The following is a 20557-nucleotide window of genomic DNA, read 5'->3' on the forward strand; positions in this document are numbered from 1 at the left end:
GCCGGCTCGCCGGCACCCTCCCGTGCCGGTATTCCCCTGCGGAGCTTTCCATGCGTACCCACTTCTGCGGCCTGGTCGACGAGACCCTGATCGGCCAAACCGTGACCCTTGCCGGCTGGACCGACGTTGCCCGCAACCAGGGCGGCGTCTGCTTCATCGATCTGCGCGATCATGAAGGCATCGTGCAGGTAACGGTGGAGATCGACAACGCCGAGGTGTTCGCGGTTGCCGCGTCGCTGGGCTATGAGGACGTGCTCCAGGTCGAAGGCGTGGTGCGTGCCCGCCACGCGGTCAACGACAAGATGCGCACCGGCAGGGTGGAAGTGATCGCCAGCCGCATCACCGTGCTCAACAAGGCCGCGCCGCTGCCGTTCCACGCCCACGAGAACCCGGGCGAGGACACCCGCCTGAAGTACCGTTACCTGGACCTGCGCCGTCCGGAGATGCAGCGCATGCAGCGCACCCGCATCAAGCTTGTGCAGGCGCTGCGCCGCCACCTGGATGCGCGCGGCTTCCAGGACATCGAGACCCCGATCCTGACCAAGGCCACCCCGGAAGGCGCGCGCGACTTCCTGGTGCCGGCGCGCATGCACCCGGGCGAGTTCTACGCGCTGCCGCAGAGCCCGCAGCTGTTCAAGCAGATCCTGATGGTGGCCGGCTTCGACCGCTACTACCAGATCGCGCGCTGCTTCCGCGACGAGGCGCTGCGGGCCGACCGCCAGCTGGAGTTCACCCAGCTGGACATGGAGTTCGCCTTCGTGCGCGAGCGCGACGTGCAGGACTTCGTCGAGGACATGATCCGTTCGATCTTCAAGGAAGTGGTCGACGTCGAACTCGACGCGCAGTTCCCGCGCATGACCTGGGCCGAAGCCATGCGCCGCTACGGCTCGGACAAGCCGGACCTGCGCATCGGCCTGGAGCTGGTGGACGTCGCCGCGCTGGTCAAGGACAGCGGTTTCGCCGTGTTCACCGGCCCGGCCAATGATCCCGATGGCCGCGTGGCCGCGCTGCGCATCCCCGGTGGCGCGTCGCTGAGCCGCAAGCAGATCGACGAGTACGCCGCCCATGCCGCCAAGTACGGCGCCAAGGGGTTGGCCTACATCAAGATCGCCGACAACGGCGAGGTCAGCTCGCCGATCCAGAAGTTCTTCAGCGAAGCGGCGTTCGCCGCCCTGGTCGCCCACGTCGGCGCCGGCAACGGCGACATCGTGTTCTTCGGCGCCGGCGGCTACAACAAGGTCTCCGACTTCATGGGCGCGCTGCGGCTGAAGGCCGGCAGGGACTTCGGCCTGGTCACTGAAGGCTGGCGCCCGCTGTGGGTCACCGACTTCCCGATGTTCGAGTGGGACGACGAGGAGCAGCGCTACGTGGCCCTGCATCACCCCTTCACCGCGCCGGCGGTGGACGACGTGGCCGACCTGCGCGCCAACGCCCGGACCGCGGTGTCGCGCGGCTACGACATGGTGCTCAACGGCAACGAGATCGGCGGCGGTTCGATCCGCATCCACCGCCCGGAGATGCAGAGCGCGGTGTTCGAACTGCTCGGCATCGGTGCCGAGGAGGCGCGCGCCAAGTTCGGCTTCCTGCTGGACGCGCTGAACTACGGCGCGCCGCCGCACGGCGGCATCGCCTTCGGCATCGACCGCATCGCCGCGCTGATGGCCGGCACCGAATCGATCCGCGACGTGATCCCGTTCCCGAAGACCACCGGTGCGCAGTGCCTGATGACCGACGCGCCGTCGCCGATCGCCGACGCGCAGCTGGCCGAAGTGCACGTGCAGGTGCGTCCGCAGCCGGCCAAGGGCTGAGCGGCCGATGGCCGGCGTCATCCGTCGCGCATCGCCCGACGACGCCGGCGTGCTGTGCGCGCTGGCCGAGCGTACCTTCGTGGAGACGTTCGGCCACCTGTACCCGCCGCAGGACCTGGCCGATTACCTGGCCACGGCCTATCCGCCGGAGCTGCAGCGCAGCCAGTTGCAGTCGGGCGACCATGCCGCCTGGCTGCTGGAGGTCGGCGGCGAGCCGGTCGGCTTCGCCTTCGCCGGTCCCTGCGGGCTTCCGCACGCCGACGTCCGCCCGGGCGATGGCGAACTGAAGCGCCTGTACGTGCTGCGCGGCCACCAGGGCGGCGGCTGGGGCGGCGCGCTGTTCGCGCAGGCCGAGCAATGGCTGCTGGAAGGCGGCCCGCGCACGCTGTGGATCGGCGTCTGGTCGGAGAACTTCGGCGCCCAGCGCTTCTATGCCCGCCACGGTTTCGACACGGTCGGCGAATACGCGTTCCCGGTCGGGCGCACGCGCGACCGCGAGTTCATCCTGCGCCGCCCTGCGCGCGGCGCCTGACTGGCGCCGCTGCACGCCGTGCCCAGGGCGCGGGCGTGTGCGCTCAGCGCGCCTTGCCGAGCACGTGCGAGCCGTTGGCGGTGTGGTGCTCGGGGATCCCGTAGACCTCGCCCAGCGCCTGGATGAAGCCGTCCACGTCCTCGCCGCGGAACACGCCGCTGACGCGGTAGGACGCCAGTCCCGGATCGGCCAGCAGCACCGGCTTGAAACTGTAGCGGCCGAACTCGGCCACCGCTTCGGGCAGTGGCGTGTCGTTGAACACCAGCCGCCCGGACAGCCAGCCCGGTGCCGAGCCGGCCGCCACCGCCGCATCCGTCACCTGCAGGCGCTGCGCGGCCATGCGCGCGCGCTGTCCGGGGACCAGCACGCCCAGGCGCGTGGCGGGCCGCGTTGCGTCGTTGCCTCCACGCAGTTCCACGCTGCCCTCGTACAAGGTCACGTCGGCGGCCTGGCCAAGCTGCGAGACCTCGAACTGGGTGCCCAGCGCACGCACGCTGCCGGCGGCGGTCTGGACCACGAACGGGCGTTCGCTGTCGCGTGCCACGCGGAAGAACGCGCGGCCACCGTCCAGCCGCACCAGGCGACCGCGCGGGTCGTAGCGCACCTGCACCCGCGTGTCCGCGTCCAGGTCCACGCGGGTGCCGTCCTCGAGCTGCAGCGAACGGCGCTCGCCGATGGCGGTGCGGTAGGAGCTCTCGACCGCCCGTGGCGGCAGCAGCACGAACGCCATGCCGCCGGCGCAGGCCAGTACCAGTGCGGCCGCGGCGGCGCCCAGCCAGCGGCGGCGGCGCGGTACACGGTGCGCCGCCGCGCGCGGGCGTGGGCGCGGCACCCGCACCGCCAGTTCGGGCGCGGTGGCGAACTCACCCAGCGACGACCACAACGCCTCGATGCGGCCATAGGCGGCTTGGTGCAGTGGATCGGCATGCAGCCATCGCTGCCAGGCCTGGCGGTCGCGCTCGCTGGTGTCGTCGGCACGCAGGCGGACGAACCAGGCGGTCGCCTGCTGCTCCACGGGGTTGCCGCCGTCGTGGGCGGGAGTGTCCGGTCTGCTCATGTTTCCGCCAGTCGCGACTGCAGGTGCAGCAGTGCGCGCATCATGTGTTTTTCCACCGCGCTCACGCTCACCTGGAGCTGCAGCGCGATGGCGGCATAGGTCATGCCTTCGTAGCGCTGCAGCAGGAATACCTCCCGGCAGCGTGGCGGCAGTTCGTCCAGCGCCGACAGCAACTGCTGCAGCCGCTCCCTGCCCGCGTAGACGTGATAGCCGGCCGGTTCCTCACTGGGCAGTTCATGCACGCTGGCATCGAGCGGCTCGTGCTGTACCACGTGGTGGCTGCGGTCGCGACGGAAACGGTCGCGCAGCAGGTTGGAGGCGATGCGCAGCACGTAGGCCTCGGCGTTGTCCACGCGTGTCGGCGAGCGCGCCAGGCGGATGAGCGCCTCCTGCGCCAGGTCCTCGGCATCGGCGTCGTGCTGCAGATGGCGGCGGAAGTAACGCAGCAGCATGGGACGGAAGTGGCGGACGTGGTCCGGCTCCCATCGCATGGCCAGGACCTGGTCTGCGGTGAACGGCATCGCGAAGGAATCCAAGGCGGATGACCCGCCGACGGTAAGCGCTGGCGTGGCACCCGCGCAACCGTGCGGCGGCGGGGTGAGGGATGTGCGTCGCGCTGCGTCTGCGAAGAGGGGAGCCTGCCACAGGCCGCCATCCGACATCGCTTAGGGGAACCAGATGAGAAACACCACACGGGCGTCGAACCGTCCCGGCCGCACCGTCGTCGCCAGCGCGCTGGCCACGGCGCTGGGCCTCTCGCTGCTGGGCATGGCGCCGGCGTCCTTCGCCCAGCCGGCGGCCACCCACCAGTTCGCCGTCGCCAGCCAGCCGCTTGGCGAAGCGCTCAACCGCCTGGCCGAGACCGCGGGCGTGCAGATCATGGTGCCGCCGGACCTGGTCCGCGGCCACACCGCGCCGGCGCTTGCCGGGCAGTACACCGTGCAGCAGGCGCTGGACCGGCTGCTGGCCGGCACCGGGCTGGTCCATCGCAGCACCCGCGGTGGCGTGATCACCATCGCGCGCGCCGCCGCGCCCGCGGCCGCGCCGCGGCCGTCGCCGCCGGCTGCGGCAGCCAACCCCGCCGAAACCCAGGAGCTGTCGACCGTGCAGGTCACCGGCTCGCGCATCAAGCGCGCCGAGGTTGAAGGGCCGTCGCCGGTGATGGTGATCTCGGCCCAGCAGATCGAGAACGAAGGCCATGCCACCGTGTTCGAGGCGCTGGAGTCGCTGGTCATGGCCGGTGGTGCGGTGGAGACGGAATTGTCGGGGGGCTTTTCCGCCAATGCGCATCCGCTCAACCTGCGCGGCCTCGGGCCGGGACGCTCGCTGCTGCTGATCGACGGCCGTCGCGCGGCGGACTATCCGTTTCCCTACGGTGGCCGCAGCAACTTCCAGAACTTCGGCAACATCCCCTCCGGCGCGGTCGAGCGCATCGAGGTGCTGGCCGGCGGCGCGTCAGCGATCTACGGCGCCGATGCGGTGTCCGGCGTGGTCAATGTGGTGCTCAAGCGCAACTACGAGGGCGACGTCTTCAAGCTGCGTGGCGGCACCAGCACGATGGGCGGGCGCGACCGCGCCGACCTGCAGTGGACCGGTGGCCGCCGCGGCGACGACTGGAGCGTGACCTACGCATTGCAGTACTACGAACAGGAGCTGCTTTATGGCTTCCAGCGCAGCGACTGGGACCGGCGACGGAATCCGGCGGCGGACCCGCGCATCGGCGCCGAGCCCTCCGCCATGCTGCGCATCCGCCGCGGCGGCACCAGCAGCAGCAACCCGCTGATCGCGCTGCCGGAAGGGACCTGCCAGAAGTGGGGCGGTGAGTTCATCGACTGGACCTACCGTCGCATCAGCGGCGGCAAGGTGCAGACCCTGGGCGACGCCTGTGGCAGCTGGAACGACGAGCGCTACGTGCACCTGAGCAAGGGCAAGGAGGAGGCGGCCGCCTATGTGTTCGGCACCTACGACTTCAACGACGCGCTGCAGGCCTGGGCGTCGCTGCAGGTGTGGGATTCAAAGGCCGAATCGCTGGGCGGCTTCGAGAGCATCACCGGCCCGCATACCGATGGCGTGGGACGCCGCGGCGACTTCTACGACCCGCAGTTCGGCGCGGTGATCGCTCCGACCCGCTACCTGTCGCCGGTGGACCTGGGTGGCGTGGCGGAGATGAACCAGCACTACAAGGAGCGCTCGGTGGACCTGGCCGTGGGCCTGCGCGGGCGCCTGGCCGAGCGTTTCGACTGGGACGCGACCCTGAGCCGCGCCGAGTACGACTTCGAGCGCACCCGCCGGCGCATGGTCGGCAACCTGGTCAACGATTTCTTCTTCGGTCCCCAGATGGGCACCACGTCCAAGGGCGTGCCGATCCACCAGCTGAACCTCGATCGCTGGCTGCGGCCGCTGACGCCGCAGGAGTACGCCTCGATCTCCAGCCTGGCCCGTTACGAGGCCGAGTCGTGGGTGACCACCGGCAGCTTCGTGCTTACCGGTGACCTGTTCGAGCTGCCGGCCGGGCCACTGGGAATGGCGGTGGTGATGGAAGCCAGCCGCCAGGGCTACGCACTGGACAGCGATCCGCGGGTGCAGCCGGGCGTGGTGCAGCTGTACAACCTGACCGGTACCAACGGCGGCGGCGAGCGCGACCGTTACGCCGCCGGTGTCGAGTTCAGCATTCCCATCGTGGATACGCTGAGGGCGAGCCTGGCCGGCCGCTTCGACAAGTACGACGACGTGACCGACGTCAACGACGCCAAGACCTGGAACGCCGGCCTGGAATGGCGCCCGTTCGATTCGCTGCTGGCGCGCGCCAGCTACGCCACCAGCTTCAAGGCCCCGGACATGCACTGGGTGTTCAGCGAGGGCAGCGGCAGCTACGGCACCAGCGTCGACCCGTGGCGCTGCATCGACGGCGGCGCCAACCCGGGGTGTTCGGGCTACAGCTATTCGATGTTCTCGGTCACCCGCGGCGATCCGGCGCTGGAAGAGGAGACCGGCAAGTCCTGGAGCGCCGGCGTGGTGTGGGACATCGCCGACGGGCTGTCGGTCAATGCCGACTACTGGAACATCGAGCTCAACGGCGCGCTCGAGCGCATGGCCAATGCCGAGATCCTGGAGGGCGAGGCCGGCTGCCGCACCGGTCTGAAGCTCAACGGCCAGCCGTTCGAGTTCGCCGCCGGTTCGGGCTACTGCCAGCTGGTCACCGGCCTGGTCACGCGTACCCCGGAGGAGGGCCAGGGCATCGGCCGTGTCACCGAGATCCGTTCGCTGCCGATCAACCAGTCGTACCGTCGCGTGGCCGGCATCGATGCCGGGCTCAACTGGCGGCTGCAGACGGAGCGGCTGGGACGCTACAACCTGCGCCTGAACTGGTCGCACACGCTGGCCTCCGAACGCCAGGTGCAGGCCACCGACGCGGTGCAGAAGGACTGGCGCGACGACCCGGACAACCTGGATTTCCGCAGCCGCATCACCACCGGCGTGGACTGGCGGCTGGGCGACTGGTCGGCCGGCGTGTTCGGCACCCGCTACGGCAGCCTGCCCAAGTACGGCGGCGTCGGCCGCACCGGCGTGCACTTCCTGTGGAATGCCAACTTCGGCCGGCAGATCACCGACAAGGCGGCGTTGAAGCTCTACGTCAACAACGTGTTCAACAGCCTGCACCCGCACGACGAGACCAACAGCAGCTTCCCGTACTTCTACGACGTCTACAGCCCGGTGGGCCGGGAAGTGGCCGTGCAGTTCGAGTACCGGCTGCACTGACGCGGCGAGGCATGCGGAACACCCCGTGCCGGGGTGTTCCGCGCGCGCGGCGTGGATGCCGGGTGATGACGTCCACCGTCCCGATGCGGGACACTGGCGCCATGAACACCGTGTCTGCAGACAAGCCCCGCGTGATCGTGCTGCACGGCATCTGGAACGCGCGGGCATGGGTCGGGCCGCTGGCATGGCGCCTGCGCGCGCGCGGTTTCCAGGTCGGCGTGTTCGGTTATCCCAGCGTGTTCGGCGGGCCCGACGTGGCGGTACCGTCGCTGATCGGGCGGTTGCGCGGGCAGGGCCCGGTCTCGCTGGTCGGGCACAGCCTGGGCGGGCTGGTCGCGCTGGAGGCGCTGCGCCAGGCGCCGGACCTGGACGTGCCGCGGGTGGTCTGCCTGGGCTCGCCGCTGTGCGGCAGCGAAACCGCGCGGGCGCTGGCCGGGCACGGCTGGGCGGCGGCGCTGGGACGCAGCGGCGGCCTGTTGCAGCACGGCCTGCCGGCCTGGCGCGGGCGGGCGCAGGTCGGGCTGGTGGCCGGCAGCGTGCCGCATGGCCTGGGGGCGCTGATGGGCGCGCTGCATGGCGATTCCGACGGCACCGTGGCGCTGGCCGAAACCCGCCTGCCGGGCCTGGCCGACCACTGCGTGGTGCCGGCGAGCCACAGCGGGCTGGTGCTGTCGCCCGAGGTGGCGGCCCTGGTCGCGGCGTTCCTGCGCGACGGACGCTTCGGCGCGGCTGCCGCGCAGCGGGCGGCCTGACGGGGCGGGGTGCGGGGATCGGGTAGAATCCGCCCCTTGTTCCCTACAGATGTACGGTAGATCCCCATGGGTAGAGGTCCTTCCATCGAAGCCCGCAAGAACGCGTCGGACGCGAAGCGTGGCAAGATTTTCACCAAGATCATCCGCGAGATCGGCGTGGCCGCCCGCGGCGGTGGAGGCGACCCCAACAACAACCCGCGGCTGCGCGTGGCCATGGACAAGGGCCTGGCCGCGAACATGTCCAAGGACGTGATCGAGCGCGCCATCAAGAAGGCTACCGGCGAGCTGGAAGGCGTCGAGTACGAGGAAGTGCGCTATGAAGGCTACGCCCCGGGCGGCGTGGCGGTGATCGTCGACTGCCTCACCGACAACCGCGTGCGGACCGTGGCCGACGTGCGCCATGCCTTTTCCAAGTGCGGCGGCAACATGGGCACCGAAGGCTCGGTGGCCTTCATGTTCAAGCGGCTGGGCGTGCTGACGTACGCCCCGGGCGCGGACGAGGCCTCCTCGTTTGAAAGCCGGATCACCGAGGCGGCCATCGAGGCCGGTGCCGACGACATCGTCGTGTACCCGGACGACGGCTCGATCGACGTGGTCACCGCGCCGGAGAACTTCCCGTCGGTGAAGGACGCGATGGAGGCGGCCGGGCTGGCGCCGGACCACGCCGAAATCACCTTCCGCGCCGACAACGACATCGCCGTCGCCGGCGACACCGCGCTGCAGGTGAAGAAGCTGCTGGACATGCTCGAGGACCTGGACGACGTGCAGGACGTGTATTCCAACGTCGACCAGGCCGGGCTGGAGCAGGCCTGACGGCGCGCCTGCGTCCCGTCACGTGAGACGGCGGCCGGCGATGATGGCCGCCGTTTCCTTCCGGCCGCCATGGCAATGACCCGCATCCTCGGCATCGACCCCGGCTCGCAGCGCACCGGCATCGGCATCATCGAGATCGATGCCGCCGGGCGTGCCCGCCATGTCCACCACCAGCCGCTGGTGCTGCTGGGCGCGGCGGATTTCGCCCAGCGCCTGAAGCGGCTGGTGCATGGCGTGCACGCGTTGATCGACGAGTACCGGCCGCAGGAAGTGGCCATCGAGAAGGTGTTCATGGCCAGGAACCCCGATTCGGCGCTCAAGCTCGGCCAGGCGCGCGGCGCGGCGCTGTGCGCGGTGGTGCTGCGCGACCTGCCGGTCAGCGAGTACGCTGCCACCGAGATCAAGCTGGCGGTGGTAGGCCGCGGCGGTGCCGAGAAACAGCAGGTGCAGCACATGGTGGGGTTGATGCTGGGCCTGCAGGGCAGGTTGCAGGCCGACGCCGCCGATGCGCTGGCCGTGGCCATCACCCATGCGCACGTGCGCGCCACGGCCGGACGGCTGGGCGTGGACGTGCGTTCTGCCTGGAGTCGCAAATGACGGTTTTTGTTGGCCACGCCTGTGCATGCCGCGGGCTCCGGCCCCGGTTCCCCGGTTCGCGGAGGGCGTTCCCGTGATCGGTCGCCTGCGTGGCATCCTGGCCCACAAGGCCCCGCCGTGGCTGGTGATCGACGTGGGCGGCGTCGGCTATGAGCTGGAGGCGCCGATGAGCACCTTCTACGACCTGCCCGACATCGGCCGCGAGGTGGTGCTGTTCACCCACTATGCGCAGAAGGAGGACAGCGTGTCGCTGTACGGCTTCCTGCGCGAGGGCGAGCGGCGCCTGTTCCGCGACGTGCAGAAGGTCACCGGCATCGGCGCGAAGATCGCGCTGGCGGTGCTGTCGGGCGCCAGCGTGGACGAGTTCGGCCGCCTGATCCAGGCCGGCGACATCACCGCGCTGACCCGCATTCCCGGCATCGGCAAGAAGACCGCCGAGCGCATGATCGTGGAACTGCGCGACAAGGCGGCCGACTTTGCCGGTGGCGGCGCGCCGCTGGCCGGGCCGGCGGCCACCGACCCGGTGTCCGAGGCGACGGTGGCCCTGCAGCAGCTGGGTTACAAGCCGGCCGAGGCGGCGAAGATGGCGCGCGATGCGGCGACCGATGGCGACGATGTCGCCATGGTGATCCGCAGGGCGCTGCAATCGGCGCTGCGCTGACCTCACATCCCCCTACATTCCCGGGCGACCGAAACCATGTCCCACGCTGCTTCCCCGCCTGCAACACCGGGCCACCATGGCAAGCCCGGCACCGCCGCCGGCCTGGCGCTGATCGTCGGCGCCATCGGCGTGGTGTTCGGCGACATCGGCACCAGCCCGCTGTATACGCTCAAGGAGGCGTTCTCGCCGCACTACGGGCTCACCAGCGACCACGACACGGTGCTGGGCGTGCTGTCGCTGGCGTTCTGGGCGCTGATCATGGTGGTCACGCTCAAGTACGTGACCATCATCATGCGCGCCGACAACGATGGCGAGGGCGGCATCATGGCGCTGATGGCGCTGGCCCAGCGCACCCTGCGCAACGGCTCGCGCTCGGCCTACGTGGTCGGCATTCTCGGCATCTTCGGCGCCTCGCTGTTCTTCGGCGACGGCGTGATCACCCCGGCGATCTCGGTGCTGGGCGCGGTCGAGGGCCTGGAGGTCGCCGCGCCCGGGCTCGGCCGGTTCGTGGTGCCGATCACCCTGGTGGTGCTCGCCATCCTGTTCGCCGCCCAGCGTTTCGGCACCGAAAAGGTGGGCAAGGTGTTCGGGCCGGTGATGCTGACCTGGTTCCTGGCGCTGGCGGCGGTCGGCATCTGGAACGTGATCGCCGCGCCCGAGGTGCTCAAGGCCTTCAATCCGTGGTGGGCGGTGCGCTTCTTCCTGGAGCACGGCTGGCACGGCGTGTTCATCCTCGGCGCGGTGGTGCTGGCGGTGACCGGCGGCGAGGCGCTGTACGCGGACATGGGCCACTTCGGCGCGCCGCCGATCCGCCACGCCTGGTACTTCTTCGTGCTGCCGTGCCTGATGCTGAACTACCTGGGGCAGGGCGCGCTGGTGCTGCAGCGGCCCGACGCGGTGGCCAACCCGTTCTTCGAGGCGGTGCCGGACTGGGGGCTGTACCCGATGATCATCCTGGCGACCATGGCCGCGGTGATCGCCAGCCAGTCGGTGATCACCGGCGCGTTCTCGGTCGCGCGCCAGGCCATGCAGCTGGGCTACATCCCGCGCATGCGCATCCTGCATACCTCGCACGACACCATCGGTCAGATCTACATCCCCGGCATCAACTGGGGGCTGGCGCTGATGGTGTTCGGGCTGGTGCTGGCGTTCCGCAGCTCCAGCAACCTGGCCGTGGCCTATGGCATCTCGGTATCGGGAACGATGCTGATCGACACCCTGCTGCTGGCGCTGGTGGCGCGCACGCTGTGGCCGCGTGCCCGCCACGGCATCGTCGCGCTGTGCGCGGTGTTCTTCGTCATCGACCTGGGCTTCGTCGTCGCCAACGGCGCCAAGCTGATGCAGGGTGCCTGGTTCCCGGTGGTGCTGGGCATCGCGCTGTTCACGATGATGCGCACCTGGCGCCGCGGCCGCGAGCTGCTGCGCGACGAGGTGCGCAAGGACGGTATCCGCATCGACACCTTCCTGCCCGGGCTGATGCTGGCGCCGCCGGTACGGGTGCCGGGCACGGCGGTGTTCCTGACTGCCGACCCGACGGTGGTACCGCACGCGCTGATGCACAACCTCAAGCACAACAAGGTGCTGCACGAGCGCAACGTGTTCCTGCACGTGGAAACCCTGCCGTTGCCGTACGCGGCGGCGGGCCAGCGGCTGAAGATCGAGCCGGTCGGCGACGAGTTCTACCGCATCCACGTGCGCTTCGGCTTCATGGAGACGCCGGACGTGCCGTTGGCGCTGATGCGCTCGTGCGACCACGGCGGGGTCTACTTCGATCCGATGGACACCACCTTCTTCGCCAGCCGCGAGACCATCGTCGCCACCGCCAACCGCGGCATGCCGGTCTGGCGCGACAAGCTGTTCGCCTTCATGCACCGCAATGCCGCCCCGGCCAGCAACTTCTTCCGCATCCCCGGCAACCGGCTGGTGGAACTGGGCGCGCAGGTGGAGATCTGATGGGGTCGCGGCCTGCGGCCAGGGCCCGCAAAATACGGGCAGTCCTGGCCGCTTGTGCCTACAATCGCCGCTGATGAACATGCCCGAACGCTTGTCCGCCTTTTCCCGGCCTCCGGCCTCCGGCCCCTGGTCCCCATGACCGACAACCGCATCATTGCCGCCGGCGCCACCCGCGAGGACGACGCCGCCGACGCCAGCATCCGCCCGCGCCGCCTGGCCGACTACCTCGGCCAGGCGCCGGTGCGCGAACAGCTGGACATCTACATCCAGGCGGCCAAGTCGCGCAGCGAGGCGCTGGACCACGTGCTGATCTTCGGCCCGCCGGGGCTGGGCAAGACCACGTTGAGCCACGTGATCGCCAACGAGCTGGGGGTGGGCCTGCGGGTGACCTCCGGGCCGGTGATCGAGAAGGGCGGCGACCTGGCCGCGCTGCTGACCAACCTGCAGCCGTACGACGTGCTGTTCGTGGACGAGATCCACCGCCTGTCGCCGGTGGTCGAGGAAGTGCTGTACCCGGCGATGGAGGACTTCCAGATCGACATCATGATCGGCGAGGGCCCTGCCGCGCGCTCGATCAAGCTCGACCTGCCGCCGTTCACCCTGATCGGCGCCACCACCCGTGCCGGCCTGCTGACCGCGCCGCTGCGCGACCGCTTCGGCATCGTGCAGCGGCTGGAGTTCTATTCGGCCGATGAACTGACCCGCATCGTGCGCCGCTCGGCGACCATCCTCGGCATCGACTGCAGCGCCGAGGGCGCCGGCGAGATCGCGCGCCGCTCGCGCGGCACCCCGCGCATCGCCAACCGCCTGCTGCGGCGCGTGCGCGACTATGCCCAGGTCAGGGCCGGTGGCCACATCGACCAGGCCGTTGCGCAGGCGGCGATGCAGATGCTCAAGGTCGACCCGGAAGGCTTCGACGAACTGGACCGGCGCCTGCTGCGGACCCTCGTGGAGTACTTCGACGGCGGCCCGGTCGGCATCGAATCGCTGGCCGCGGCGCTGTCCGAGGAGCGCGGCACGCTCGAGGACGTGGTCGAGCCCTACCTGATCCAGCAGGGCTTCCTGGTGCGTACCGCGCGCGGCCGCATGGCCACCCACAAGGCGTACCGGCACATGGGCCTGAAGCCGCGGGCGGCACCGGCCGATCTGTTCGTGGAGCAGCCGGACAATGAGTGAGCTCCGGTTCAGTTGGCCGACACGCATCTACTGGGAAGATACCGACGCCGGCGGCGTGGTGTACCACGCACGCTACGTGGCCTTCATGGAACGCGCGCGCACCGAGTGGATGCGGGCGATGGGCTATGGCCAGGAAGCCATGCGCAGCGGCGACGGGCAGGTGTTCGTGGTCCGCGCGATGACGCTGGATTTCCTCCGGCCGGCGCGGCTGGACGACGCGCTGCTGGCCACGGTGGAGCTGCTGCAGTGCCGCCGTGCCAGCCTGGTGATCCGCCAGGCGGTGCTGCGCGGCGAGCAGCCGCTGGTGACCGCGCAGGTGCGGCTGGCCGCGGTCGGTGCCCGCGACTTCCGCCCGCAGGCCATGGACGACACGTTGTACGCCACGCTCAAACAATTCGAAACCCAACACGCGCAAGACTGAGGAACATCGGATGATCGCTTTGCTTCTGGCCCTGCAGGCCACCGTGACCGAGGCGCTGCCGGCGGATGTCAGCGCCGCCGCGGCGCAGACCGTGGCCGGCGCCAGCCATGGCGGCATCAACTACCTGGACCTGATGCTCAAGGCCAGCATCCCGGTCAAGCTGATCGTGCTGCTGCTGCTGGCCGGCTCGTTCATCAGCTGGGTGATCATTTTCCGCAAGGCGCGCGTGTTCAAGGCCGCCGACCGCGCCGCCGACGACTTCGAGAACCGTTTCTGGTCCGGCGCCGACCTCGCCAAGCTGTATGCCTCGGCCGCCGACCGCAACCGCTCGGTGGACGGGCTGGAGGCGATTTTCGAATCCGGCTTCCGCGAGTACAGTCGCCTGAACGGCCGCCGCGGGCTGGACAGCCGCACCCAGCTGGAAGGCACCCAGCGCGCCATGCGCACCACCTTCGCCCGCGAGGTCGACGGCCTGGAGCGGAACCTGGAACTGCTGGCCAACATCGGCTCCAACGCGCCGTACGTGGGCCTGGTCGGTACCGTGTTCGGCATCATGGTGACCATGCACGACATGATCAGCAGCGGCGAACAGGCCGGCATCGCCTCGGTCGCGCCGGGCATTTCCGAGGCGCTGTTCGCCACCGCCATCGGCCTGTTCGTGGCGATCCCGGCGACATGGGCCTACAACCGCTTCACCACCCGCGTGGAACGGCTGTCGGTGCGCTACGAGACCTTCGCCGAGGAGTTCAGCTCGATCCTGCAGCGCCAGTCCGGCGCCGACGAATGATGCGCGCCACGCGCACGAGCCCGCACAGGAACCGCCCATGATTTCCGGCATTTCCCGGCGCAAGCGCCGCAAGCTCAAATCAGAGATCAACGTCGTGCCGTACATCGACGTGATGCTGGTGCTGCTGATCATCTTCATGGTGACCGCGCCGCTGTTGACGCTCAGCTTCGAGGTCGACCTGCCCACCTCGCACGCCAAGGCGCTGGAGGGCAAGCAGGACCCGGTCATCGTCTCGGTGCTGGCCGATGGCCAGTTGAGCCTGAAGCTGCCCGATGCCAAGAACCCCGAGCGCATCGACGCGTCCACGCTGCAGGCGCAGCTGGGCGCGATGGCCGCGCAGGACAAGGGCCTGCGCGTGATCGTGGCCGCCGACCGCGCGGTGGCCTATGAAAAGGTCGTGGCGGCGATGGACGTGATCAAGGCCGCGAAGATCGAGAAGGTGGGCCTGGCGACCGATGCACGCTGACGCTCTGCCGCCGCCGCGCGACCCCGGCAACGAATGGGGCATGCCCGTCGTACTGGCGTTGCTGGTGCACGTGCTGGTCGCGCTGGTGTTCATCATCGCCTGGGTGTGGTCGCCGTCGCGCAGCACCGAGGCTGCCGCGGGCGACCCGGTGGTGGAGGCGAGCCTGCAGCTGTCGGCGGCCGAAGCCGCCGCCGCACGCAGCGCGCTGCGTGCCTCGGAAAAGCTGCCGCCGTTGCCCGAGCCGGTAGCGGACGTACAGCCCGAGCCGGTTCCGGAAGACACCCTGCCGCCGCCGCAGCCGATTCCCGAGCCGCGGCCGCAGGACGCGCCCACGCCGCAGCAGCACAATGCCCAGGAGCGCATCGCGCAGCCGGACACGGTCGACCAGGAGCGGGTCAGCGCGCTGGCCATCTCCGAGGAAAAGGCCAGGCAGGAGCAGGAAGCCAAGCGCCGCCAGGAGCAGATCGACCTGACCGAACGCAAGCGGGTGGAAGAGGCCGAGCAGAAGCTGCGGTTGGCAAAACAGCAGGAAGAGGCCGACCGCCAGAAGAAGCTGGCAGACGAGCAGCGCAAGGCCAACGAGGCCAAGGCCGAGCAGGAGCGCCAGCAGAAGATCGCCGAGATCCGCCGCAAGCGCGAGCAGGCCGAGCGCGAGCTCAAGCTGGCCGAGCAGCGCCAGCGCCAGGTGGCCGATGCCCGCGCGCGCGCGCAGGCCGCCGCGTCCAGCGCCTCGCCGGCCAGCGGCACGCCGCAGGCGTCGCCGGGGCAGGGTGGCACCAGCAACGACCTGACCGCAAAGTACGCCGCCGCGATCCAGCAGGCGGTACTCAACCAGTGGGTGCGTCCGGACACGATCCCGCGCGGCCAGCGCTGCCGGCTGACCATCCGCCAGCTGCCGGGCGGCGAGGTGGTCGACGTGCAGTTCGCTGCCGGCTGCCCCTACGACGACGCCGGCCGGCGTTCGGTCGAGGCCGCGGTGCTGCGCGCCCAGCCGTTGCCATACCGCGGTTTCGAGTCGGTGTTCCAGCGCACGCTGAACTTCACATTCGAGGCGCAGGACCGCTGAATCGCGGCGGCTTCACGCAGATTCCGGCACCCTTGGCGGCGCGCTGCAACGGGCTTTTCGCGTGCAATGCCGCAGCCGGGGCTGGATTTCACCGGATTTTCGTTCACGATTGCGAAAATGTTCATCCGCCTGCTGCTATCCCTTACCCCCTGTTCATCCGATCGTTGAGCACCCCATGAAGAAACCGCTTCGCTGGCTGGCCGCCCTGACCGTACTGCTGTTGCCCCTGGTGGCGATGGCGCAGCAACGGGGGCTGGAGATCGACATCATCGGCGGCAACGCGTCGGCCCTGCCCATCACCGTGGTGCCCATGCCCTACCAGGGCAGCGCCGGTGCGCCGGCCACCGACGTCGCCGCGGTGGTGCGCTCGGACCTGGACCGCTCCGGCCAGTTCCGGACCCTGCCCGAGGCGCAGATCGTGCAGCGCCCGACCCGCGGCAGCGAGGTGCAGTACCCGGCCTGGCGCGCGCTCAAGCAGGACTACCTGGTCGTCGGCCGCGTGCTCGACGCCGGTGCCGGCGCCTACCGCGTCGAGTACGAGCTGTTCGACGTCGCCAAGGGCGAGCGCATGCTCGGCCTGGCGATGACCGCCCGCTCCAACGCGATGCGCGATGTCGCCCACCAGATGGCCGATGCCATCTACGAGAAGATCACCGGCGTGCGCGGCGCGTTCTGGACCCGCATCGCCTACGTCACCGCCAGCGGCCGCGGCGACGCGATGCGCTATGCGCTGATGGTGGCCGATGCCGACGGTTACAACCCGCAGACCATCGTCCGCTCCGCCGAGCCGCTGCTGTCGCCGTCGTGGAGCCCGGACGGCAACCGCCTGGCCTACGTCAGCTTCGAGCGCGGCAATTCGGCGATCTATGTCCAGAACATTTCCACCGGCGCGCGCGATCTGGTCGCCAGCTTCCGCGGCATCAACAGCGCCCCGGCGTTCTCGCCGGACGGCCGCCGCCTGGCGCTGACCCTGTCGCGCAGCGGCAACCCGGAGATCTACGTGATGGACCTGGGCAGCAAGCAGCTGACCCAGCTGACCAACCACTTCGCCATCGATACCGAGCCGACCTGGAGCGCCGACGGCAACACCATCTATTTCACCTCCGACCGTGGCGGCCGCCCGCAGATCTACCAGGTGCCGGCGTCGGGCGGCAGCGCCAGCCGCGTGACCTTCCAGGGCAACTACAACGCCAAGGTGACCGTGTCCTATGACGGCAAGAAGCTGGCCATGGCGCAGGGCAGCGGCAACAGCTACCGGATCGCGCTGATGGACAGCAGCCTGGGTTCGCCGCGCTGGAGCACGCTGTCGCCGGGTTCGCTGGACGAATCGCCCAGCTTCGCGCCCAATGCGAGCATGGTGTTGTATGCCGCCCGCGAGGGTGGTCGTGGAGTGCTGTATGCCGTTTCGGCCGACGCGCGGGTCCGCCAGCGCCTGGTCCTGGCAGACGGTGATGTGCGCGAGCCCGCATGGGGCCCGTACCGCACCGCGCGTTGATAAAATGTTAATATCTGATCCGCATTAAACCCCATCATTGGCTCAGGAGCCTTTAGGTATCGCCATGAACAAGTCCACTCGCGTTCTGCTTGTTTCGCTTCTGTCGGTTGCCGCGCTGGCCGGCTGCTCGAAGAAGGTGAAGGAACAGCCGGCCCAGCCGCCGGTCGACACCACCCCGACCACTCCGTCGACCGGTCCGTCGACTTCCGGCCTGTACGGTCCGGGCGACCTGGACACCGACGCCTGCCTGCGCCAGCGCGTGGTCTACTTCGACTTCGACAAGGAAGAAGTGAAGTCCGAGTTCCAGGCCATCATGGCCTGCCATGCCAAGTACCTGCGTGACCGTCCGTCCTCGCGCATCACCCTGCAGGGCCACACCGACGAGCGCGGCAGCCGTGCCTACAACCAGGCCCTGGGCGAGCGTCGTGGCAATGCCGTGAACTCGGCACTGCAGGCCAACGGTGGCTCGGCTTCGCAGCTGACCGTCGTGTCCTACGGTGAAGAGCGTCCGGTCTGCACCGAATCGGCCGAGTCCTGCTGGTCGCAGAACCGCCGCGTCGAAATCGTCTACACCGCGCAGTAATCGATGCGTACCGGCATCAAGGCGATGATGCTCGTGGTTGCGGCAGCCCTCGTGGCTGCCGCACCCGCTCATGCCCAGCGGCAGAGCCTGGCCGACCGCGTCGGCGCACTCGAGCAGCAGGTCCAGAACAACCAGGCCAACACCGACATGCTCAACCAGCTGCAGCAACTGCGCAGCGGGATGCAGGCGCTGCAGGCAACGGTCGAGCAGCTCCAGCACGAGAACGAACAGCTCAAGCAGCGCAGCCGGGACCAGTACCTGGACCTGGATGGGCGCCTGAACCGCCTGGAAGGTGGCGCGGAGCAGGCGCCAGCGCCGGCCGTGCCGGCCCCTTCCGCGGCCAACCCGGCGGCGGCGGAAAAGCCGCCAACCGTGCGCGGCGATGCCGGCGCGGTTGCCGCGGCCGGCGACGAACGCAGCGCCTACAACGTGGCCTTCGATGCGCTCAAGGCCGGCAAGTACGACGAATCGGCGCGTCTTTTCCAGGGGTTCCTGGAGCAGTATCCCAGTGGCGTCTACGCCCCCAACGCGCTGTACTGGCTGGGCGAGAGCTATTACGCCACCCGCAATTTCCAGCTGGCCGAGGCGCAGTTTCGCGACCTGGTGGGGCGCTATCCGACCCACGACAAGGCCGCTGGCGGCCTGTTGAAGCTGGGCCTGTCCCAGTTCGGCCAGGGCGATGCGGCCAAGGCCGAGCAGACGCTGGCGCAGGTCGTGACCCGCTTCCCCGGCAGTGATGCCGCGCGGACCGCGCAGGACCGCCTGCAGTCGATCCGGCTCGGCCAACAGATCCGCTGAGTCCGGGCGGCGGTGTTTCCAGGGAGCCGGGCCATGCCCGGCTGCCGTCGTTTACGGCATGGCCGATGCCGTCAGCCCCTCCAGAAGTTCCCGCCATGACCGTCGTTTCCCTTTCCAGCGCCGCCGCCACGCCCAGCGAAATCGTGCAGTCGCCGCTGCCGCGGCTGAAGATCACCGAGATCTTCCTGTCCCTGCAGGGCGAGGCCGACACCGCCGGCTGGCCGACCGTGTTCGTGCGCCTGACCGGTTGCCCGCTGCGCTGTGGCTACTGCGACACCGAGTACGCCTTCCATGGCGGGCAGTGGCGCGATATCGACGACATCGTCGCCGAGGTGCTCGGCCATGGCGTGCGCCACGTCTGCGTGACCGGCGGCGAGCCGTTGGCGCAGAAGCGCTGCCTGGTGCTGCTGCGCGCGCTGTGCGACGCGGGGCTGGAGGTCTCGCTGGAGACGTCCGGCGCGCTGGACATCGGCGGCGTCGATCCGCGCGTGTCGCGCGTGGTCGACCTGAAAACCCCCGGCTCCGGCGAACTGGCCCGCAACCGGCTGGACAACCTGCCGCTGCTGACCGCGCGCGACCAGCTCAAGTTCGTGCTGTGCGACCGCGCCGACTACGACTGGGCCAGGGACATGGTGGCCGCGCAGCGCCTGCACGATCGCTGCATGGTGCTGTTCTCGCCGTGCAAGGACCGGCTCGATGCGCGGGTCCTGGCCGACTGGATCGTCGCCGACCGCCTGCCGGTGCGCTTCCAGATGCAGTTGCACAAGCTGCTCTGGAACGACGAGCCGGGCAGGTGACCAGGGGTACCGCGGTGCCCCTTCCATACCGGCGCGGGACAGCGTGCTGGCGTTCCTCCCCCAACCGGAATATCACTCCATGAAGAAGGCAGTCGTGCTTCTTTCCGGCGGCATGGATTCGGCCGCCGTCGTCGCCATGGCCCAGGAACAGGGCTTCACCGTGCACGCGCTCAGCGTGCGCTACGGCCAGCGCCATACCTCCGAACTGGACGCCGCCGCACGGGTGGCGCAGGCGCTGGGCGTGGCCGCGCACAAGGTGGTGGACGTCGACCTGCGCAGCATCGGCGGCTCGGCACTGACCGACGACATCGACGTGCCCGACGCCGGTGGCGATGGCATCCCGGTCACCTACGTGCCGGCGCGCAACACCATCATGCTCTCGCTCGCGCTGGGCTGGGCCGAGGTGCTGGGCGCCAACGACATCTTCTGCGGCGTCAACGCGGTGGACTATTCCGGCTACCCGGATTGCCGCCCCGCGTTCGTCGCCGCCTTCCAGGCGCTGGCCAACCTGGCGACCAAGGCCGGCGTGGAAGGCGCGGGCATCCGCGTGCATGCGCCGCTGCAGTACCTGAGCAAGGCGCAGATCGCCAGCGAAGGCGCGCGGCTGGGCGTGGACTTCGGGCTGACCGTGTCGTGTTACCGCGCCGACGCGCAGGGGCGTGCCTGCGGCCATTGCGATGCCTGCCGCCTGCGCGCCGATGGGTTCGCCGCCGCCGGCCTGCCCGACCCGACCCACTACGCCTGAGCGTGGCCGCGCCGCGGGTGCCGGATCGCGGGCCGCCCGCGATGCCGTTGTGGCCGATTCACCGGGTAGAACGCGCGCCGTTCCGAATTCTGTTTTCAGGCATCTTGCGCTAGAATGCCCACCCCGGCGCCATGCCGGGTCTTTGTTTGGGCCGTTAGCTCAGTCGGTAGAGCAGAAGACTTTTAATCTTTTGGTCGAAGGTTCGAATCCTTCACGGCCCACCATGATCAGGCAGAGGTCCCGCACATCCGGGGCCTTTGTTTTTGCAGTGGGGGGGCGCACGGTTTCTGT

20 protein-coding genes and 1 tRNA gene are annotated in these 20557 nt (G+C 69.5%); 19 read left to right on the plus strand and 2 right to left on the minus strand.

Going from position 1 to position 20557, the window contains the following annotated elements; all coding sequences use genetic code 11:
* Positions 1 to 50 precede the first annotated feature (50 nt).
* Positions 51 to 1808, plus strand: coding sequence for an aspartate--tRNA ligase (gene aspS, locus QQA12_RS04830; protein WP_056931834.1), 1758 nt, complete (start codon positions 51 to 53; stop codon positions 1806 to 1808).
* Positions 1809 to 1815: 7 nt separating this feature from the next.
* On the plus strand, positions 1816 to 2340 hold the full coding sequence (locus QQA12_RS04835; RefSeq protein WP_226050166.1) for a GNAT family N-acetyltransferase: 525 nt from the start codon (positions 1816 to 1818) through the stop codon (positions 2338 to 2340).
* Positions 2341 to 2383: 43 nt separating this feature from the next.
* Here QQA12_RS04835 and QQA12_RS04840 read toward each other — a convergent pair whose 3' ends face one another.
* Positions 2384 to 3397 carry a FecR family protein gene (locus QQA12_RS04840; RefSeq protein ID WP_082393881.1) on the minus strand — a complete coding sequence of 338 codons (1014 nt, stop codon included), beginning with the start codon at positions 3395 to 3397 and terminating at the stop codon, positions 2384 to 2386.
* Positions 3394 to 3918 (minus strand): sigma-70 family RNA polymerase sigma factor, encoded by a 525-nt coding sequence (locus QQA12_RS04845; protein ID WP_054663903.1) that lies wholly within the window; start codon positions 3916 to 3918, stop codon positions 3394 to 3396. Before QQA12_RS04845 ends, QQA12_RS04840 begins: the two co-directional genes overlap by 4 nt.
* A gap of 157 nt (positions 3919 to 4075) precedes the next feature.
* On the opposite strand from QQA12_RS04845, the gene QQA12_RS04850 reads away from it, so the two are divergent.
* The 17 genes from QQA12_RS04850 to QQA12_RS04930 all read left to right on the plus strand — a co-directional run bounded on the left by QQA12_RS04850 (position 4076) and on the right by QQA12_RS04930 (position 20490).
* Positions 4076 to 7156 (plus strand): TonB-dependent receptor, encoded by a 3081-nt coding sequence (locus tag QQA12_RS04850; protein WP_226050165.1) that lies wholly within the window; start codon positions 4076 to 4078, stop codon positions 7154 to 7156.
* A gap of 101 nt (positions 7157 to 7257) precedes the next feature.
* Complete coding sequence (locus QQA12_RS04855; RefSeq protein ID WP_056931831.1) at positions 7258 to 7908, plus strand: cobalamin adenosyltransferase; 651 nt, start codon at positions 7258 to 7260, stop codon at positions 7906 to 7908.
* A 66-nt stretch (positions 7909 to 7974) separates the two neighbouring features.
* A complete protein-coding gene (locus QQA12_RS04860) occupies positions 7975 to 8721 on the plus strand; it encodes a YebC/PmpR family DNA-binding transcriptional regulator (protein ID WP_056931830.1) in 747 nt (248 codons plus the stop codon).
* A 75-nt stretch (positions 8722 to 8796) separates the two neighbouring features.
* Positions 8797 to 9318, plus strand: coding sequence for a crossover junction endodeoxyribonuclease RuvC (gene ruvC, locus QQA12_RS04865; RefSeq protein ID WP_054663913.1), 522 nt, complete (start codon positions 8797 to 8799; stop codon positions 9316 to 9318).
* Between the two features lie 73 nt (positions 9319 to 9391).
* On the plus strand, positions 9392 to 9979 hold the full coding sequence (gene ruvA, locus QQA12_RS04870; protein ID WP_054663915.1) for a Holliday junction branch migration protein RuvA: 588 nt from the start codon (positions 9392 to 9394) through the stop codon (positions 9977 to 9979).
* 36 nt (positions 9980 to 10015) lie between these two features.
* Entirely contained in the window at positions 10016 to 11932 is a 1917-nt protein-coding gene (locus QQA12_RS04875; RefSeq protein ID WP_054663917.1) for a potassium transporter Kup, read from the plus strand.
* A 135-nt stretch (positions 11933 to 12067) separates the two neighbouring features.
* Entirely contained in the window at positions 12068 to 13108 is a 1041-nt protein-coding gene (gene ruvB, locus QQA12_RS04880) for a Holliday junction branch migration DNA helicase RuvB (protein ID WP_054663920.1), read from the plus strand.
* A complete protein-coding gene (gene ybgC / locus QQA12_RS04885) occupies positions 13101 to 13529 on the plus strand; it encodes a tol-pal system-associated acyl-CoA thioesterase (RefSeq protein WP_054663923.1) in 429 nt (142 codons plus the stop codon). The genes ruvB and ybgC overlap by 8 nt, the downstream gene beginning before the upstream one ends.
* Before the next feature lie 10 nt (positions 13530 to 13539).
* Positions 13540 to 14316: a protein TolQ gene (gene tolQ / locus QQA12_RS04890; protein ID WP_054663926.1), complete on the plus strand. Its 777-nt coding sequence runs from the start codon at positions 13540 to 13542 to the stop codon at positions 14314 to 14316.
* Positions 14317 to 14353: 37 nt separating this feature from the next.
* Positions 14354 to 14782, plus strand: coding sequence for a protein TolR (gene tolR / locus QQA12_RS04895; RefSeq protein WP_054663929.1), 429 nt, complete (start codon positions 14354 to 14356; stop codon positions 14780 to 14782).
* Positions 14772 to 15848, plus strand: a complete 1077-nt coding sequence (tolA, locus tag QQA12_RS04900; protein WP_054663932.1) for a cell envelope integrity protein TolA — start codon at positions 14772 to 14774, stop codon at positions 15846 to 15848. The genes tolR and tolA overlap by 11 nt, the downstream gene beginning before the upstream one ends.
* Positions 15849 to 16023: 175 nt before the next feature.
* Positions 16024 to 17343: a Tol-Pal system beta propeller repeat protein TolB gene (tolB, locus tag QQA12_RS04905; protein ID WP_054663935.1), complete on the plus strand. Its 1320-nt coding sequence runs from the start codon at positions 16024 to 16026 to the stop codon at positions 17341 to 17343.
* A 64-nt stretch (positions 17344 to 17407) separates the two neighbouring features.
* Positions 17408 to 17926 carry a peptidoglycan-associated lipoprotein Pal gene (gene pal, locus QQA12_RS04910; protein WP_054663937.1) on the plus strand — a complete coding sequence of 173 codons (519 nt, stop codon included), beginning with the start codon at positions 17408 to 17410 and terminating at the stop codon, positions 17924 to 17926.
* 3 nt (positions 17927 to 17929) lie between these two features.
* Positions 17930 to 18724 (plus strand): tol-pal system protein YbgF, encoded by a 795-nt coding sequence (ybgF, locus tag QQA12_RS04915; RefSeq protein WP_054663939.1) that lies wholly within the window; start codon positions 17930 to 17932, stop codon positions 18722 to 18724.
* A 95-nt stretch (positions 18725 to 18819) separates the two neighbouring features.
* On the plus strand, positions 18820 to 19521 hold the full coding sequence (queE, locus tag QQA12_RS04920) for a 7-carboxy-7-deazaguanine synthase QueE (RefSeq protein WP_226050164.1): 702 nt from the start codon (positions 18820 to 18822) through the stop codon (positions 19519 to 19521).
* A 79-nt stretch (positions 19522 to 19600) separates the two neighbouring features.
* Positions 19601 to 20266, plus strand: coding sequence for a 7-cyano-7-deazaguanine synthase QueC (gene queC, locus QQA12_RS04925; RefSeq protein ID WP_054663945.1), 666 nt, complete (start codon positions 19601 to 19603; stop codon positions 20264 to 20266).
* Positions 20267 to 20414: 148 nt separating this feature from the next.
* A tRNA-Lys gene (locus QQA12_RS04930) sits at positions 20415 to 20490 on the plus strand.
* Positions 20491 to 20557: the final 67 nt, after the last annotated feature.

It is taken from the genome of Stenotrophomonas sp. 17(2023), from assembly GCF_030345315.1.
GTDB lineage: Bacteria > Pseudomonadota > Gammaproteobacteria > Xanthomonadales > Xanthomonadaceae > Stenotrophomonas > Stenotrophomonas acidaminiphila.

What these genes read in the sequence shown, in the direction of transcription:
- ruvC (WP_054663913.1), top strand. Translation starts at nt 8,797, where the DNA reads ATGACCCGCATCCTCGGCATCGACCCCGGCTCGCAGCGCACCGGCATC.
- aspS (WP_056931834.1), top strand. Translation starts at nt 51, where the DNA reads ATGCGTACCCACTTCTGCGGCCTGGTCGACGAGACCCTGATCGGCCAA.
- tolB (WP_054663935.1), top strand. Translation starts at nt 16,024, where the DNA reads ATGAAGAAACCGCTTCGCTGGCTGGCCGCCCTGACCGTACTGCTGTTG.
- tolR (WP_054663929.1), top strand. Translation starts at nt 14,354, where the DNA reads ATGATTTCCGGCATTTCCCGGCGCAAGCGCCGCAAGCTCAAATCAGAG.
- QQA12_RS04835 (WP_226050166.1), top strand. Translation starts at nt 1,816, where the DNA reads ATGGCCGGCGTCATCCGTCGCGCATCGCCCGACGACGCCGGCGTGCTG.
- pal (WP_054663937.1), top strand. Translation starts at nt 17,408, where the DNA reads ATGAACAAGTCCACTCGCGTTCTGCTTGTTTCGCTTCTGTCGGTTGCC.
- tolQ (WP_054663926.1), top strand. Translation starts at nt 13,540, where the DNA reads ATGATCGCTTTGCTTCTGGCCCTGCAGGCCACCGTGACCGAGGCGCTG.
- ybgF (WP_054663939.1), top strand. Translation starts at nt 17,930, where the DNA reads ATGCGTACCGGCATCAAGGCGATGATGCTCGTGGTTGCGGCAGCCCTC.
- QQA12_RS04850 (WP_226050165.1), top strand. Translation starts at nt 4,076, where the DNA reads ATGAGAAACACCACACGGGCGTCGAACCGTCCCGGCCGCACCGTCGTC.
- ruvB (WP_054663920.1), top strand. Translation starts at nt 12,068, where the DNA reads ATGACCGACAACCGCATCATTGCCGCCGGCGCCACCCGCGAGGACGAC.
- ybgC (WP_054663923.1), top strand. Translation starts at nt 13,101, where the DNA reads ATGAGTGAGCTCCGGTTCAGTTGGCCGACACGCATCTACTGGGAAGAT.
- QQA12_RS04875 (WP_054663917.1), top strand. Translation starts at nt 10,016, where the DNA reads ATGTCCCACGCTGCTTCCCCGCCTGCAACACCGGGCCACCATGGCAAG.
- queC (WP_054663945.1), top strand. Translation starts at nt 19,601, where the DNA reads ATGAAGAAGGCAGTCGTGCTTCTTTCCGGCGGCATGGATTCGGCCGCC.
- QQA12_RS04840 (WP_082393881.1), bottom strand. Translation starts at nt 3,397, where the DNA reads ATGAGCAGACCGGACACTCCCGCCCACGACGGCGGCAACCCCGTGGAG.
- QQA12_RS04860 (WP_056931830.1), top strand. Translation starts at nt 7,975, where the DNA reads ATGGGTAGAGGTCCTTCCATCGAAGCCCGCAAGAACGCGTCGGACGCG.
- queE (WP_226050164.1), top strand. Translation starts at nt 18,820, where the DNA reads ATGACCGTCGTTTCCCTTTCCAGCGCCGCCGCCACGCCCAGCGAAATC.
- QQA12_RS04855 (WP_056931831.1), top strand. Translation starts at nt 7,258, where the DNA reads ATGAACACCGTGTCTGCAGACAAGCCCCGCGTGATCGTGCTGCACGGC.
- QQA12_RS04845 (WP_054663903.1), bottom strand. Translation starts at nt 3,918, where the DNA reads ATGCCGTTCACCGCAGACCAGGTCCTGGCCATGCGATGGGAGCCGGAC.
- tolA (WP_054663932.1), top strand. Translation starts at nt 14,772, where the DNA reads ATGCACGCTGACGCTCTGCCGCCGCCGCGCGACCCCGGCAACGAATGG.